This is a genomic window from Noviherbaspirillum humi, from assembly GCF_900188095.1.
Lineage (GTDB): Bacteria > Pseudomonadota > Gammaproteobacteria > Burkholderiales > Burkholderiaceae_D > Noviherbaspirillum > Noviherbaspirillum humi.
The window spans coordinates 33360-50212 of the sequence record NZ_FZOT01000007.1 but is presented as its reverse complement, the minus strand read 5'-3'; the positions used below and the strand labels follow the sequence as shown (position 1 = coordinate 50212).

Annotated in this window: 10 protein-coding genes; 2 read left to right on the top strand and 8 right to left on the bottom strand. The window is 47.7% G+C overall.

Annotation, left to right across the window (positions count from 1 at the left end; translation table 11 throughout):
• The first annotated feature begins 15 nt into the window (after positions 1–15).
• Both CHB88_RS24440 and CHB88_RS12325 read left to right on the top strand, forming a co-directional pair.
• Positions 16–2277 (top strand): hypothetical protein, encoded by a 2262-nt coding sequence (locus CHB88_RS24440; protein ID WP_143131231.1) that lies wholly within the window; start codon positions 16–18, stop codon positions 2275–2277.
• A gap of 445 nt (positions 2278–2722) precedes the next feature.
• Positions 2723–3557 (top strand): IS5 family transposase gene (locus tag CHB88_RS12325; RefSeq protein WP_089399635.1). Its coding sequence is split into 2 segments (ribosomal slippage): positions 2723–3067 and positions 3069–3557, totalling 834 coding nucleotides; the frame shifts between segments, so codons are not numbered across the junction.
• Positions 3558–3687: 130 nt separating this feature from the next.
• Here CHB88_RS12325 and CHB88_RS12320 read toward each other — a convergent pair.
• From CHB88_RS12320 to CHB88_RS12285, 8 genes are all read right to left on the bottom strand, one after another.
• Positions 3688–5709 (bottom strand): acyltransferase family protein, encoded by a 2022-nt coding sequence (locus tag CHB88_RS12320; RefSeq protein ID WP_143131230.1) that lies wholly within the window; start codon positions 5707–5709, stop codon positions 3688–3690.
• Positions 5710–6430: 721 nt separating this feature from the next.
• A complete protein-coding gene (locus CHB88_RS12315; protein ID WP_176442435.1) occupies positions 6431–7600 on the bottom strand; it encodes an acyltransferase family protein in 1170 nt (389 codons plus the stop codon).
• A gap of 335 nt (positions 7601–7935) precedes the next feature.
• Positions 7936–9027, bottom strand: coding sequence for an acyltransferase family protein (locus CHB88_RS12310; RefSeq protein WP_089399632.1), 1092 nt, complete (start codon positions 9025–9027; stop codon positions 7936–7938).
• A gap of 351 nt (positions 9028–9378) precedes the next feature.
• Positions 9379–10839, bottom strand: coding sequence for an oligosaccharide flippase family protein (locus CHB88_RS12305; RefSeq protein ID WP_089399631.1), 1461 nt, complete (start codon positions 10837–10839; stop codon positions 9379–9381).
• Between the two features lie 158 nt (positions 10840–10997).
• The gene (locus CHB88_RS12300; protein WP_089399630.1) at positions 10998–11939 is read right to left on the bottom strand and encodes a glycosyltransferase family 2 protein; all 942 of its coding nucleotides are present in this window, start codon (positions 11937–11939) and stop codon (positions 10998–11000) included.
• Between the two features lie 53 nt (positions 11940–11992).
• Positions 11993–13006 (bottom strand): glycosyltransferase, encoded by a 1014-nt coding sequence (locus CHB88_RS12295; protein WP_176442434.1) that lies wholly within the window; start codon positions 13004–13006, stop codon positions 11993–11995.
• A 101-nt stretch (positions 13007–13107) separates the two neighbouring features.
• Positions 13108–14556 carry an oligosaccharide flippase family protein gene (locus tag CHB88_RS12290; protein WP_089399628.1) on the bottom strand — a complete coding sequence of 483 codons (1449 nt, stop codon included), beginning with the start codon at positions 14554–14556 and terminating at the stop codon, positions 13108–13110.
• A 30-nt stretch (positions 14557–14586) separates the two neighbouring features.
• Complete coding sequence (locus tag CHB88_RS12285) at positions 14587–16683, bottom strand: glycosyltransferase (RefSeq protein WP_089399627.1); 2097 nt, start codon at positions 16681–16683, stop codon at positions 14587–14589.
• Positions 16684–16853: the final 170 nt, after the last annotated feature.

Sequence of the window (16853 nt, the reverse complement as noted above, 5' to 3'; positions counted from 1 at the left end):
GTACGACGTAGAAAAATGACAATCAATTTTATAATTAGATCAGCAATCATCACCTTGGCGGGTCTTCTAATCTCATGTAGTGGTGGAGGAGAGGCGAGTAATAAAAACGCATTTTCTGCTCCTCCAAGTACACAAATACCCCCTGGAGGCATCGATGGAAATGCAAATATCGGTAATCAGAAAGAGCTTACTTACCTAGCTATACAAAATACTTCAGCGACAGAACAAAGAAATATTCCATTGACACTAGGGCATCCGTTTATAAATGGGAACTTCTATCCTACAGACTCGTTATTTGGGAAATTTGAAGATGGTACGATAGTCCCTATCCAAGCGGATATAAAAGCAACGAACGCAAATGGTTCAGTAAGACATGCAATCCTTTCCGTCATAGTTCCTAGCTTGTCGTCAAATCAATCGACGCGTATGACCATCCTGAGAACAGATAAAACGGTATCCAGTAACGTGGAAATGACGGTAGGTCAGATTGCAAGCAAGGTGCATGCAGAAATTCAAATCACTGTTTCCGGAAAAAAATACACGGCAAGTCTAGATGACGCTATATCCAACGGAAATAGCATCACTTGGCTGAAGGGCCCAATTGCAAACGAATGGATTCTACCGGTACCCCTTAAAGATGCCGATGGGAACGCCCATCCTCATCTGACCGTTCGATATGCGGTGCGAACATATAACAGTGCAGATAACGTGCGGATTGATACAGTGGTGGAAAACAATTGGGCATGGGAACCTGCGCCACAAAATTTCACTTACGATGCGCAAATTTTCCTTAATGGAAAATTAGAATACAAGAAAACAGGACTAACTCATTTTCACCATGCTCGATGGCGACATACAGCGTGGACTCAGGATGAACCCCGAGCGCATATTAGGCACAATCCTAATTACTTGTTCGAAACGAAATCCATTCCGAACTACGATAGATCCTTAAAGATTTCTCAAGATGTCGTTAGTTATTTAGAAAATCAATGGAATAGTACAAATAAAGAGCCCATGGCGCCCGGTGTAGTAACGACATACATGCCGACTACAGGGGGGCGCCCTGACATTGGAGTATTGCCGCAATGGTCTGTTATATATCTTCTTAACATGGATCGCGTTACAAAAGAAATAACGACAAGAACTGGAGACCTTGCTGGGAGCTGGCCAATCCATTATCGAGATAAGTCAACAGGGTACCCGATTTCAATTGATGATTATCCATACATCACCGCGCTTGGCCGGGAAATCGATACAATCGATCCAAAAACTGGTAAGAGCCAAGCATTCCCACCATGCGGTGGTACGTGTGATACAGCACCTTTTAACTATACACCGGACACAAACCATCAACCGTCATTAGCATATGTTCCATATCTAGTGACAGGTGATTATTACTACCTTGAGGAATTGCAATTTTGGGCTGACTGGAATATCTTTATTGGTAACCCGGGATATAGGGACGCTTCGAGAGGGTTGGTGATATGGGATCAAGTCCGCGGACAAGCGTGGACATTAAGAACTTTGTCGCAAGCGGCCTACATAACTCCAGACAGTCACCCGCAAAAAAGTTACTACCTGGACAAGCTGATAAATAATTTAGCTTGGTACACCGCCACATATGTGGATGGGAATCCTAATAATTTAGGGATAATTGACGGTACGGGGAAATATGCTTTCTCACCAATGGTCTATTACACTTCTGCGGGACCAAATACAGGAATTGCTCCCTGGCAGGATGATTTCTTCACTTGGGTTGCGGGCTACATGTCTGAACTGGGGTACGAGCAAGCGACATACCTGCTGAAATGGAAAGCTAGATTTCCGGTAACGAGAATGGTAGGCGCAGGATATTGCTGGATAGACGGAGCAACTTATTCTTTAGTAGTACGGGATAGTGAAGCCTCTCCAATTTACTCGGACATTGGCCAATCTTATAAGACCACCATGAGAGAAATCGATGGTAGCCCTTTAGTAAACAGTAAAGGAATAAAATACCTCGACTTAGTATGTGGAAGTCAAGCACAAGCAGATTGGCGAACGCAGCGGGATACTGATACCGGGACGAAGCGAAATCCATGGTACGCCGGTGAGATGGATGGGTTCTCAGATTCACCTATGGGTTTTCCATCAAATATGCAACCTGCTCTTTCAGTTGCGGTAGACAATGCTGTAACGAATGCAGAAATCGCATGGACGTTATTTACTTCAAGGACGGTAAAGCCGGATTATGCCACCTCGCCGCAGTGGGCGGTGGTACCGCGCACAACGCACTAACTAAGAAGTTTTAACTGAGTCAATTCCTGACGGCGGTTTGTTTCAGTGCTTCTTTATTGAGGAAGCATTGTCCAAGCCGCTCATAGAAGTTGATTTTTAGGAAATACCAGGCCGTAATTGCGCAAGCGCGAGCGCCTCTTCGCTATTCTGGCCTACCTGTCAATCAATAGCCGTCAGGTCTTAACTGCTCTAACACTTGAGCTCAAGGGCGGTATTTTCGGGGAGAAGCTGTCCCAAGAAATGGGTTGCGACTCTGGCATGACTCGTCGGCGTCGTACGCGTGAATGCAACAGGTGGTCGTCCGGGACAGCCTATATCCAGTGCTGTTATCGACATTGCATGGCGCAAACGGATTAACTTTAGCGTGTGACAGTCTAAGAGCGCCTAACAAAATGTGAATTCCGCGGTCTAACGGTCTTTCCGGTGAGTTGCGTGGAGAGACAAGATGCCTCGCGAACTGGTTGATGATGCACTTTGGGAAATCGTTCAGCCGTCGCTACCTCCTGCGTCGCCTCACAAATCGCCAGCAGGGCGAAAGCGCCTGGGCGACAGGCGCGTTTTGACCGGCATCATCTTCATTTTGCAGACCGGTTTGCCCTGCGAGTTGCTACCGCAGGAGAGGGGCTGCGGCTCGGAGATGACGTGTTGGCGCCGAGCGCGCGATTGGCAGCAAGCGGGCGTGTGGGAGAAACTGCATGCCGTCTTGTTAGCCAAGTTGCGTCATGCCGACCGGCTCGACTTCTCTCGCGTCATTGCCGACGGCTCGTCGGTGCGAGCCGTACATGGCGGAAAAAAAAACAGGGCCCAACCCGACTGATCGGCGCAAGACGGGTAGCAAGCACCATCTCCTCGTCGATGCCAACGGCACGCCACTGAACATCATCCTCACCGGCGCCAACTGGCACGACTCCACCCAACTCATGCCGCTGCTGGACACCATGCCGGCTGTTGCCGGCCGCCGTGGCCGGCCTCTACGCAAACCGAAGTGTGTGCAAGCCGATCGCGCCTATGACTGCGAACGCTACCGTTGTCTGCTTCGCGAGCGCCGAATCGTTCCCCAACTGCCCAAGCGAGGTACTGAACACGGTAGCCATCTTGGCGTGACACGCTGGGTCGTCGAACGCACATTCGCTTGGCTACATCAGTTCAGGCGACTGCGGATACAGTATGAGAGGCGAGCCGATATGCATGAAGCATTGATGCGTTTAGGCTCCGCCATTATTTGTTGGCGAACGCTACATCAACCATTCCGAAACCCCTTCTTGTTCCCATTTTGTTAGGCGCTATTAAATATCTTAGCATTCTGTCCACATGGTCATCCATCTTGTGGTATCCACACCTCAAAATGACAGCTTACCTCGCTTTTTGCGTTCTTTCAAACAGGCTCTCAGGAGTATAAGCTTTCTTGATTTATGGTTCCACCGGCGAAAGATGAAGTTTTTGCGCATACGCAGAACGAAATGCCTCCGGTACTCCTTCAGTAGCATAAATCACCTCTCCCAGTCTCCAAGAACCTGGTATTGATATATGACTCCTATCAAAGTAAAGTTGGATGCCATCAGATAGGTGCGTCGAGCACGACGCATTGGGACATATATAACGCACTGGATCAAAGTAATGTACCTTCCTATTCATCTCAGCGAATCGCTTCAAACGCTCATTTATATTCAAAACTTCTTTTGATACCGAACTTTTAACCGCGTTGCAATATAAGAGCGGATAACGTAAAGCTTTTACCTTGCAATATCGGTCAAATCCATCAATTTCGGGAATTTTCCCAATGATTACCACTTCTTTCCCCGCGTCCGTTAGTTGACGAACAGTAGCGAAAAAATCGGTCAAAAAATCAGTCCCGTACTCCTCATAGAAATTCCAAGCTGCTCCAATGATTACCACTTCAGTTGCCTTGAGAGCCTCAATGACTACTGCTTGAGAAGCTAAGCAATGCGGTTCACGAGTTCTACTAACATACTGACGCAGTTTGTCTCCAAGTATTGGTGGACACGTGCCAGCGGCTAGATTTCGCACGGTGAAGTTATTATGGCTGGCGAAGTATCCAACCATTCCCACGTAATGTGCGGCATTTGAATCTCCCCATAGCAACGCCGGTGGTCTCGCCGATCGGAAATCGCCAATTACACAGCGCCCATCACTGGCATCAACTATTGTCAATGTTTTCCGTAGACAAACGTACTCATATTCTGTGGGTGGAATCTCTGTTGCTAACACCTTCGCTGAAATAACTTCAAAATTCGTCGTCCATATTTTATTTATGAGAGTCCCAGGATAAACAAGTAATATAGCAATAGTAAATGTAGAGAAAGACGCGGTGAGATACCACTTGAATACCAACGGATAGGAAATATTCTTTACATTTCTCGCCGGCCGTTCAATATAAAAGTAACATATGTAAGCTAGAAAGATCGTTAGGACAAAAATTATTGTGCCTGCTACGGCACCCGGCTGACCATATCCATATCGATAGAAAGCAAGGATTGGCCAATGCCAGAGATACGCTGAATATGAGATAAGTCCGAGAGTTGCAAGGGGTTTAAAACATAAAATACGCTTAACTGGGTTTTCACCAAGGTGCCCGGCGAAAAGTAACATTCCTGTGCCGAGGGTAGGAACCATGGCACGTAAGCCGGGAAAAACTTGACCTTCGTTTAGCATAAATACTGATATCGTCAATAAACTAGCGCCGCAGATGGCTATTGGAGTAGCCCCTTTGCTTCCAAATCGCGCTTCAACTTTACCGTGAATGGCAAAATAAACTAAGGCACCGACAATCAATTCCCCAGCACGCGTAGGTAAGAGAAAATAAACAAGGGACGGATATACCGGAAAGAGTATCTCTCCGAGAAAGAACGAACCGAGTGCTATAAGACTTAGAAGTAGTAAAAAATAACTTTTCTTTAGATGCGGATAGAGAACCACAAGTAAAAGTGGCCACAGCAGATAAAACTGCTCTTCGACCCCCAGCGACCATAGATGAAGCAACGGTAATTCGGCACTGCTTGGTGCAAAATATCCAGTATCACGGAAAAGGCTGTAGTACACATTAGTTAGCGATGCTACTGACCAAACTGCAGCCTTTGCTGTTTCCCTAGCATCGTCTGGCATCATGAGGAAATGTGCGAGCGTTGCGCATACTAAGATTACAGCCAAGGCTGCCGGGGCAATCCGCTTTATCCTTCGGCAATAGAACTGGACGAACGAAAAGCGTCCGCAATCCAAATCTTTAAGAATTAATCCAGTAATAAGAAAACCAGATAAAACGAAGAAGATATCTACGCCTACAAATCCACCGGGAAGTAGTGATTTATCGATGTGCATGAGGATCACCGAAATGACAGCGAAGGCACGAAGCCCGTCAATGTCAGTCCTATATGGTAGGCGTGAAACACGATTTTCTTCAATTTCAAAAGCCATGATCAATTGCGCTGAAGCGCTCCTTACGATACTGTTTGCAAGAACGAAGCCGTAAAAGTTCTAATGAAACACGCAACAAATAACGCTTTAAAGACATTCAAGCAATGACCGAGCCAGGCTGATAACACTATGATTTTGTGATGATTTAATGCTTAGGTAGATTATTGTGTAAGTTTTTGCGACACTGTGGGTGCATACGATTGCCCTAACCCGTCCACCGTTTGGATTCGTCGTTTCTTCTGCCACTCAGAACCTGCCCCATTTTTTACATCAGAGCCGGTTTAATAGTGTGTTGAGTTGGCATGATTCAAAAGCCCTAACCAAAGGCCATTAGTCGTAATCAATCTGAGCAGATCCAGGCCCTGCGAAAAGTAGAACCAAGCGTACCTAGCCAAGACGTGTGGACTTACAGCTTTTTCCGGTAGGTGTGGAAGATGGCATAGGATGGCTGCAGAGCCTGTCAAAGCCTGTTGCGTTTCAATCCGCAGATGCAGCGATGAAGTTAGCAAATCCAGATCAGGGCTTGCGCACGAATGATGCGATATGGAACCGATCGAGCCGTTATTGACGGTCGGACGATTTGCCATAGATCATCACTACCCAGTTCGCGAGCTCTTTTGTCTCTCCATACGACACACTGGAAAAACCAGTGGACCACCGATTTCAAATTCTGCTAGATTTTTATAGACAGGCATTTGAACTGAATGCCCTTGTTGCTCGATCACTTGGTCCTTGGGAACAAAGTCGAACCCCCAATGAAAAGTGATTTCCCGTATTGGATGAACGGCTTTTCGATAAGTCGGTATGTGTGGCGTGCCACTTGGTAAGATATCAGTACCGCTAAGCCTAGCAGGACGAAGACATATGAAATGGATGCTACGCCCGTAGTCGGGAGGGGCCAGGCTCTGGCAAGCAGCGGACTAACGACTGCTAGTGTGGCAAAATGAATTAAATAGATGCTGAAACTCATCTTTCCAATACTGCCGACTATCTTAGGAGCTGCTATGTTTGACGGCTTAAGAATTAAGAAGAGGGCCCAGCTTGTGAACAGCAGTGATAACAACAGGTGTTTAGGTAACAAAAAGTTGAGCAGCGGCACGACTTTTCCAGGGTGAAACTGGGCCAATAATAAAGCTAACGAGAGAAGAACCGTGACGTTGTTAGCATTAAGTAAAGATCGTTGTACCCACGCCGAGACCGCGCTAGATTTGATCGCACGATAGAGCACAAAGCCAAGTGCAAAAACTACTAACTGGTTCGGCGGCCAGTAAAACAGGAAGTTTTCGCGCGCTTCGAGACTAATTTCTGGATACAGGTGCTGGCCGTAAATTGATGCGCCCAGCATAACGGCATATGATATTGCAAGGAACAGTACAGCGCGTCGCAGCGTCGTGACTGTCTGGGCCAGCAGGGGAAATAATAAATAAAACATAAACTCCACGCTGATGCTCCAACCGCCGGGTACTGTCTTCCATCCTCCTACGGTCGGGATCAAGTATGGGCTCCAAGAGTTATAGAAAAGCAACGTGGCAAGCAATTTCTCGGTACTGAAGTTAACAAGTTGAACATTTTCGAAGAACCAGTAAAAAACGATAGCCGAAAAATAAAGCGGTGCAATGCGAAAGAACCGATTTATCAGAAAGCGTCTAGTCCTGGGGGCTAGTAGGTGGTCCTGCTCTCGACTCCACGACATCAGCAGCGTCACGGCCGAGGCAATGAAGAAGAGCTGTACGCCGTGAGTGCCGAGTAAAAGGAGTCGCTTAGCGGGCCATACCAGCGACGGTACATGATCCAGTACATGCATGCAGATGACAAACAGGATGGCATAGCCTCGTAAGGCGTCGATGGCACGAGAATTGTACTGTTTGTCGAATTTGCTGACTGCGCTCATTGAATTCATTTTTTGCGGATAATACAAATTTTTGGCAGTGCTATGTTATTACATTCAGAATGTTGAGATTCTGCAATTATCTCTTGAAGAAAATAAAGTGGAGTTTGCAAATAGGTACTTTATTAGCCTCAATGTAATTAACACACTAAGTTAAAGAACTCGCGAATAAAAGCCATAAAAAGTGAAATAAAATCGGAAGTAATCTTAAAGCAGATCTACTAAAGTCTGTCACTTCAATTCTGCGAAGTTAGTTAATGTACCGATAAAATTTTCCATTCATTACAACGAAGTGATAGCGCAATGGTATAGAGTGCAAATCTTTAGAAAGCCGGCCTTTAACTGGATTGTGCTGCTTGGGGGATTGGCTCTTTGGTATTCCTAACTGGTGTCAGCGACAAAGGTCGCTCGATTACTAGAAAAAGGACGACCGACGCTCCTATTGTTAGTGCGAACATCACTGGTAATAATCCAAAAAATAGAATTTCTCCTTGAGTAATCTTAAATTTTGACAGTACGAGGAAACCGGCCTTAAGTGCTAGCCCGTGGAGTAAGTAATATGAATAGCTCATATTTCCTAACAACCGCATTGGCGCCCAGCTAAATGCTCGAGCTAGCCAGTCAGTCGGATGGAGAAAGCAATGGAGACAGAATAGATAAAACCCCACAAACATAAAGCCAATCTCAATATATCCGTGCATGAGCGTCGCAAACAATGCACTCGTTAGCGCCAATAGTGCCATTAGTCCACTGGACTGCCTTATCTGACCGCTTTTGATTGACTCATATAACAAGATGCCTACTATAAACATATTCAGCCGGATGGGCCCGCTGAATAAAACACAGTAACTCGTCGTCACAATCGCTACCGTACTAATAAAGCAAATACGCCATATGCGGCCGCGTGACCGAAGACCGATTACCGTCACGGTCACCGGCATTACTAGGTAATAAAACATTTCATAGCTTAGCGACCATGCGACGGTGATCAAGGGCTCAATTGGAAATAGTCCCGGAAGCAACAGGAAATTTTGGACTAAATATAGTATTGCTCCTTCCTTCGGAATTTTGCTCTCCGCCGGAAAAAAAGCAAGCAATGTTAGATAAACAACGAAGATGGCAATGAAGGTAGGATAAATCCGCTGTATTCGGCGTGTTATGAATTCGAAGAAAGTCTGCTTTCTAGCGAGTAGGGAGCCATAAATCAAATAACCGCTTAGTACAAAGAAAAGATCGACCCCGGCATTACCAATCGTATGTAAAGCCTCCAACAAAGAATGGACCGATGTATCTTCGCGAATCCACGGCTTTACCAGCGTGGCGTAATGGACCATAAAAACAAGTAAAACCGCGAAGCCACGCATTCCTTCCATTGGTTGCAAATTGATCTGACCACGTGACAGTTCAAATTTCTCTTTAAGCCAATGCATAGCATCCCCTCATTTTCTTAAGGTTAATACAACTATTAGTATATGTCTATCGTCCTTAAGGTTTTGTCCATTTTTCTCCGTCAAAATGGTTGACGCCTCCAATAGATGTACCTTTATACACTTTAGAGGAGAAGAGAAATGACATCCTGAAGTACAGAAAAGAGAAAAAACGCCGTGTGTCGATGTTAATGAGTCTGCCGCGGAATGCGCCAGTTTCTCAGACGGTAAAATTGATCGGCATCTCGGATGCCAGGAGTTTTGAATTCAGTTGCGTTTTGCCGACGTGGCACCTGGATAGATCGTGCCGCGACTGATCGACAAAGGGTAATGCATTGCCAGCAAATGGTACTGTTACGTCAAGCGCACTAGACGCCCTAGTCGGGTCTTGAAGCCTCTAGCAAGTTGGTTCACCTCGCCGGCCAGTTCATGCCCGGCGATGTGCAAGGCAACGTACCAAACTGCAACCATTGGCGGCCCAATCAACAGCAGTCGAACAATCGCTGGCGTCGTTTGTGGTAATAATAATTGGAAGGTCTTGCCGGTTAGCAGGCAGATGAACGTGACCACGACGCTGGGCGTTATTGCACTACACAAATCGCGCAGACTAAAGTTCAGATAACGGCTCTGCAGATAAATTTGCACCGGACCCGAAGCTGCGGTTGCCAAGCAGACGGCCCAGCCGAACCCGACCAGCGAGCCGTCGTACAGTAGGTAGCCAAAAGCGATCCGGCTAAAAAGGACAGCCGTCAGCGGCAGCGCGCCTAGATAGGGTCGGCCTACCGCGGTCAGGCCGCTTGGTGTGTACTGGAATAGCATAGTGATGGCGGCCGCCATTGCCAGCGGTGCTACCGCTGGCGCGCTGTCGGCCCAATTGGGGCCGTACAATGTTACAACCAAGTCACGCGCTAGCACCGCCGAGAGGGCAAAGGCGGGCCAACCAATGCCGGTTAGAAGCCTTGTGGCGCGGCGCAGCACCGGAACTAGAGAATCGCCACGATGATGGGCTTGGGAGAGGTAAGACACCGCACCATAAGTGATTGTGTTGCCGGCAGCATAATTGAATATAGAGACGGTAGAGTTTGCGCGGCTGAATAGTCCGACGTGATGTGCGCCACCTAGCTTGCCCAGTAGAGTGTCTGGTATCACGCCGTTAATTGCATCGACGCAATTGGTCATCATGGAGCCAATACCGAAATGCACGACTTCGCGCCAATGGCGCAATGAGGGCAGCCACGGCATTTCTTTCGGGCGCAACGGAACGTAAGCCAAGGCGCAGGTGCAGATGTTGATAAGGTTAGCCCACGCCAAGCTCATCGTGCCAAAGCCGAACGCTGCAAGGATTAGACAACTGACGCAATAGCTGATGGTTCCAGCTGCAGTGACGTAGGCTTGCTTATCCGCAGCGAGTTCACGAATCAGCATCGAGTGGGTAAGCGAGCCAAATGGAACAATCACGAAGCCCAGCGCGAGCACGCGCATGACAGGTACCATGCCCGGTTCGTGGAACCAAGTGGCAAGCAGGGGACTGGTCAAGAACATGATTAGCGCCAGCGACCAAGATGTAGTGTACATTACTCCGATTGCTGAACGGATCTTGTCCGATGTCAAGTTTGGTTCGCGTTGGATGTAATTGGCAACGCCAAAATCGCGGAACATGTGCGCCACGGTCACGAACACCGCGGTCATTGAGAACACGCCAATCTCGCGTGGGCTGAGCATGCGTGCGAGTGCCACGCTGACGAAGAACTGCATTAGCGCGGCACCCGACGACGAGAAGAAGTTGATTATTAGGGAGCGACGCAGATTGGTCATGGACGGTTCACGCTTTTCTAGATGCCCGGCTGTACGCCGCGGTGCTGCATAAGGTGTCGATTGGCATTGCTGTTAGCTAGGAAGTTTCGAGGTTTTAAATTTTTACTATCTGCAAAGTGATGTCTCGCACAACCCTATGCCTAAGAACTTTTGTCCACTCAAGGCATGCCCCGTATAATTGAAACAACGTCGCGCAGAGACTCAAACGACGGATTACGCAGTAACAGCGGTGTGACTGCCGCCAATGCCTCGCTTTTGCAGCCCATGCGTAAATACATGTAGGCCAAACTCAACCTCCCATGGCGCACCTTAGCGCGCCAGCCGCGGCGCAGCCCATGGGGTGCAGTGCGCAGTTCTGCCGCAAGCGATTCAAGGGTAGCTACGTAGGCGCGCTGCGCCCCCAGCGGATCTTTGCGGAGTACGCTCTCTGGATAAATGTAATAAATCGCTAACGGAACGTTGATTACGCCACCCTTACGGCTGACTGCGCATAAGCGAATGAAAAAGTATAGGTCCTCGCCAATCCTGTGATCGAACGGGAAGCCTCCAAGTTTGAGAAAAGTCGCACGCGGCACCGACAACGTGCGAATTTCTGCAAAGCCATCGGCGATGAACTGCTCGAAATCGGCTTGTGTTATTGGAATCTCGGTCCGGTCGGGGTGTTGCGCCAGTAAGCTACGCCCGCTGGCCGAAGAATCTATCGCGCGCCGCAGCAACTTGCCGTCCGGCCGCTGGTACTCCTGATCAGCAAACAAGAAATCGACGTCCGGCTCGCGCGCGATCCAGCGCGCATGCGCGGCCAGTCGTTCCGGAAGGTAGACGTCGTCTGCGTCAAGGAATGTCAGCCACTCGGCACTCGCTAGGCGCGCTCCGTAGTTGCGCGCGGCAGAGACACCGGCATTCTGCTGACGCACGTAGCGAATTCTATTGCCAAAGGTCGCCGCCACCACGGCCGAATCGTCACTTGAGCCGTCGTCGATCAAGATGATTTCCTTGGCAGGATAAGTCTGCGCCAGTACTGACTCGATGGCGCGTCCTAAGGTCGCGCCATTGTTGTAGTTCGGAATAATGACCGAGAATGTTGGTTGTTTTTGGCTCATTGTCTACCCGCCATGCTGAGCTTGACGTTAGTGGAAAGGGATGGACAGACGGCTCAGGCGTCCCCAGGCCGGAAGTGGAGGGAATGGTTGCGCCACAATAGGCGGCGTAGCGCTTTGACGATCCACGGCACCTTGCGTTGGAGGTCCCAGGCGCCCGTGCGCCCAATCTGGCCATCGTACACGCCGAGCAGGCAGGCATCGCTTTTAGCGTAGTAGCCACTGTTGCGCAGCCGGTTGGCAACCAGGATCGCTCGGTCGATTAACTTCAGTCGCAGCATGTGGCGAAAGGGCGGCGGCGTGTGATGGTACCAGAACTTAAAAGAGTTCCTTGCCATCAGGTAAAAGTAATAAGCGCCCTTATCACTCATCCGCAGGCGCGGGTGACTATGTAGGACTACGGCATCGTAAGCCATCCTGCAGTACCAACCCTCCGCTGACAGGCGTGCGCAGATGTCGTTATCTTCAAAATAGGCGAAATACGCTTCGTCGAGCAAGCCCACTTTGCGCAGAGCCGCTACACGCAGGAACAGTGCGGCGCCCATCAGCCACATGTCTCGCCGGTAGAGGGCTTCCATCTGACGAGTCGCCTCGATCGAAGTGGAGCTTACCGATGCTTGCGCTTCCCAATCATGACGGGCCCCGCAAAAGTCTATCAAGCTTTCGTCCTCCAGCGCGAGAATCACTGGCGATGCCGCACCGCATTCCGGATCGGTGTCCATCAACGTCACTAGCTGGTCTAGCGAAGCCGGCTTGACGATCGCGTCGCTGTTGACCAGCCACGCGTAGTCGGCACTGGTGTCGATCGCGCGCTTGAGCGATAAGTTATGGCCACCTGCGAAGCCTTGATTGACTTCGTTGCGAAGCAGAGTCAAAGGCAAACCGGCGATGTTGCTGCGCAGGCGCGCCCAATCTGGCGCGTTCGAGCCATTGTCAATTACTACGAGATCGAGTTGATGGTTGCCAGCGTTGTCGAGCGATAATATCGAGCGGACGCAGGCGGCGGTCGCCTCACTGCAATTCCAGTTAAGTACACTGATTAATATTCTTCGGCTACTCAAGTTAAACATATAACTTTGCTCCCAAAGTCTCCAATCCGGCATGCTGAATGTACGTGCTTGTATGGCAACATAGGTAAATTAGATTTTGTTCTTAAACCGCTACTTGACGGTTAGCTTTGCAACTTGAAGGCGTTGATACGTCTGATCGCATTTTGAATCTCGACGGCAAGAGGGTGCTTGATAAGAAAAACGGAAATACACCAAATAACTGTCACAGTAGGAATAACTATAGTCAAACGGGCAAGGGAAGGAACAGACTCCGGGATAATTTGATCTAAGGAATAAGTTATTGCAAGGCAAGGACCAGCGACTACAAAACTTTTGTAACTCGACAAATATAAATCTCGGAAACGATAATGGAGAACGCGACGCTGCAGTAGAAAAAAGAGGGGTAAAGAGAAGATGGTCGCATAACAAATTGACCAGGCAAATGAACCTAAGGTCTGATCAAACAACCAGTATCCGAAAGCTATTCTTAAAATAACTAGCGCAGTTATCGGTAAAACTTGTAGATAGGGATGGCCAACAGCTGTTATTCCGATAGAACTGTAATGAAATACCATTGAAATTGCAGCTGCGATAGACAAAGGGGTAATGGCTGGAATGCAAGATAACCAAGAAGTGCCATACAAGGTGTTCACTAAATCTTTACCAAAGATAGCTGTTACTGCTAATGCAGGCCACCCTAATCCAGTCAACATTGCGGTTGCTTTGCGCAGTACCGGAATAATTGATTCGCCTCGGTGGTTCGCCTGTGAGAGGTAAGATAGTGCGCCATAGTTTGCAGTGGAACCAGCGACGTAAGAAAAAATTGAGACGGTAGAGTTGGCACGACTCATAAGACCGACATCAGTAGAGTTTGCTAAACGACCCAGCATGAGATCAGACAATGCATCATTAACTGAACATACGCAATGGTAAATTAATGAACCTGCGCCAAACCTTAATACACTCCTATCGAATCTAAGCTTGATTGAAACCGGAAAGCGCTTTGGCCTGAATGGAGCATAGGCTAGTCCAGTTGCCAAAATATTTAGGAAATTTGCCCAAGCTAAGCTTTCCGCACCAAAGCCAATTGACGCGAAAATCAAAGCGCTGGATGAAAAAGCAAAAATGCCAACTGCATTGACAATGGCTTGCTTATCAGCAGCGAGTTCACGAGTCAGTAACGCTTCCGTTACGGACCCGAATGGGATGAAAACAAACCCAGCTGCTAGTATTTTTAATACATTAGTAATTTGTGGTTCCTTGAACCAATTTCCAATGACCGAACTACATAGATAAAGCATCAACGCAATAGTCCATGAGGAACAAAGGACGACCGTAGTTGCAGCCTGTACTTTCTCGGGACTTAATTCGGGTTCTCTTTGCAGATAAGTGCTAACACCAAATTCCCGGAAAATGTGGGCAATGTTAACGAAAACCACAGTGATTGAGAAGATTCCTATTTCGCTTGGCGTCAGAAGGCGAGCTAGAAGCAAACTTACCAAAAATTGAATAGCAATTGAGCCGGTGTTCGATAAAAGATGAATCGAGAGTGACTTGCGAATGGATGCCATAACCTATTAGTCTACTTAACTCGTTATAGATTACGAATGAAGCATGCGCTGACAAGTTTTGTAGAATTTTTCGGCTACTGATTTAGTATCATGAGCCAGTGCAAGCTGTAATCCTTTTTGCGCCATACTCTCACGTAAATCAGAATCACTTAGCAGGCGGGCTAAAGCCTCAGCAATATCTTTCGGGCTATTTCCATCGACTAATAGCCCCGTCTCTCCATCTATCACTGCTTCTACAGCGCCACCGGCGCGTCCACCAATAACCGGCTTCTTACATGCGTTTGCTTCTCGAAATACCAGACCAAAACCCTCAGTGTCACCATCGGGCATCGTTCGATTTGGCATGACAAAGATATCACACGTCTGGAAGTACTTGACTAAAGCAGCGTCCGACACATTGCCGACTAAAGTTACATAATTCGCAACCCCTTCTTCCTCGATGATTTTTTTCAGTTCCGATTCGCTTTGACCTTGGCCAACGATCAAATAATGAATGTCTGGATGGCTTTCTTTAACATGCTTGATTGCTCTTACAGCCATATCTATACCTTTTCGAGGCACAAGACGCCCTACAGTTAGAATTATCTTTTTCTCAGCGAGGCCAAATCTTTTAATGATATCAAAGTCTTTATCGGCCGGCGAAAATCGATCCGTATCTACTCCGTTTTGTATTAAACATAGCGACGAAACGGGTAATTTCATCAATCGAGTAAGTGAGTCACACGTAAATGAACTGACTGCAATAACCTTGTCGGCTGCTGACAAATATGTGCGCCGTCTATTTCCGTGCAATCTTCCGGGTGTAGCAGTCGTAATTTCCTCGCCATGAACGTAAATAACTACCTTGCAGCCAAAAATCTTTTTCAATGCTATTGCTAGCCAACCTCCTGTTACCAGCTCGCCAATACAAATGACATTGATGCCGCTGTGGTGAACAATTTTGCAAGCTGCAAATAGTACCTTGGCGTATAGGGGAATATCTTTTAAAACAAGTCGGTACAATGACACAAATACGTTTGCCGGTGGCGGTGCCATTGGAGGTCGCAATAGATCTATTCTGTCAATCGGATAAGACGCTTTAGTATCGTGCTCGTGCCATCCGGAAATTGCCTGTTCGTTTAAATAATTCCTGCGAGCGGATAACACCCTTATACTGCCTGTAGGCATATGCTTACAAATATTTTGATACACTACTGCGGAACCGCCATGGATCGGCGCAAAGGTGCTGGCGATAAGCAGACAACGGACGTCTGTGCTGGGCTTCTTTTTAGTAAAAATTGGGAAAGGCAGGGACTTCTTGACTTCGCTCGCGAGGTTCCTGGTTATTTGATAAGCGATTTGTCTATGCCCACTAGCCCATGGTGAAATGCGAGGCAATTCAAATAAGTCTGTACCCACACATGCGGCTCCGCTACCAGTTGTCACCGCCGCCGTGTAACCACAATCTTTCACAATTCGGATATGGTTAGCGTTATAGTCTCTCAGCGGGCGTCCATTCGGATATGCAAATAATGATATTTTGCCCCTAGTGATTTCTTCCAAAACCTCTTTTGAACCGCCGATCTCGTTTCTGGCTTCTTCTTGGCTACATTCGTTCAGAATTGGATGCTGAATTGTATGAGCGCCGATTTCAAAACCTTTACTGGCTAGCTGCCTTACCATTTCTTTTGTAAACTTTTTGGGCAATTCCAGTGGACCCGCTGCTTGTTTTTCTAGAAGTTCGATTGCCGTAATTCGCTCGCTGATCGAAGCATATTTAAGCCTTTCATGAAGCAGACTAACAAGTTGAATGCGATGTTGAACCGTGTGTAGTGCCTTAAAGCTATCGAATCCATAGGGCAGAATCAGTTCATCACGTGGCAGAGCTTTTACAGCGGCAATGATACGTTCATGCCAGAGGGAGGTACCTGTAAGTTGCTGGGTTGTGACAAAAAAAGTGCCGTGCAAGTTCCTTTTGTGTAATGCTGGGCTAACGTTGTCTAGCCATTCACAATAGCCGTCGTCAAAGGTAAGCGCTACGGCGCGACTTGGTAAGCTTCTATTTTTTAGTCGCCTAATTCCATCAGACAACGGTAGAACAGTGCAGGTGTCTGTTAAAAAATCGAGAATATTTTCGAACTGTTCCATGCAAAGTTCATCGGGTATTAACGGATCCGCGTGTACAGGCACCTTATGGAATAACAAAACCGATAGCTTGCCCCGGCTCCCTGAAGGGGAGAGAAGGGAAATTAGTCCCTTAGAAACGAGGCTATTTATTGTATTCACTTTATAATCTACGTTCGATTGTTGTACGGTAA

Excerpts from the sequence above, each read along its gene's own strand:
- CHB88_RS24440 (WP_143131231.1), top strand. The coding sequence starts at position 16 with ATGACAATCAATTTTATAATTAGATCAGCAATCATCACCTTGGCGGGT.
- CHB88_RS12320 (WP_143131230.1), bottom strand. The coding sequence starts at position 5,709 with ATGGCTTTTGAAATTGAAGAAAATCGTGTTTCACGCCTACCATATAGG.
- CHB88_RS12315 (WP_176442435.1), bottom strand. The coding sequence starts at position 7,600 with ATGAGCGCAGTCAGCAAATTCGACAAACAGTACAATTCTCGTGCCATC.
- CHB88_RS12310 (WP_089399632.1), bottom strand. The coding sequence starts at position 9,027 with ATGCATTGGCTTAAAGAGAAATTTGAACTGTCACGTGGTCAGATCAAT.
- CHB88_RS12305 (WP_089399631.1), bottom strand. The coding sequence starts at position 10,839 with ATGACCAATCTGCGTCGCTCCCTAATAATCAACTTCTTCTCGTCGTCG.
- CHB88_RS12300 (WP_089399630.1), bottom strand. The coding sequence starts at position 11,939 with ATGAGCCAAAAACAACCAACATTCTCGGTCATTATTCCGAACTACAAC.
- CHB88_RS12295 (WP_176442434.1), bottom strand. The coding sequence starts at position 13,006 with ATGTTTAACTTGAGTAGCCGAAGAATATTAATCAGTGTACTTAACTGG.
- CHB88_RS12290 (WP_089399628.1), bottom strand. The coding sequence starts at position 14,556 with ATGGCATCCATTCGCAAGTCACTCTCGATTCATCTTTTATCGAACACC.
- CHB88_RS12285 (WP_089399627.1), bottom strand. The coding sequence starts at position 16,683 with ATGGAACAGTTCGAAAATATTCTCGATTTTTTAACAGACACCTGCACT.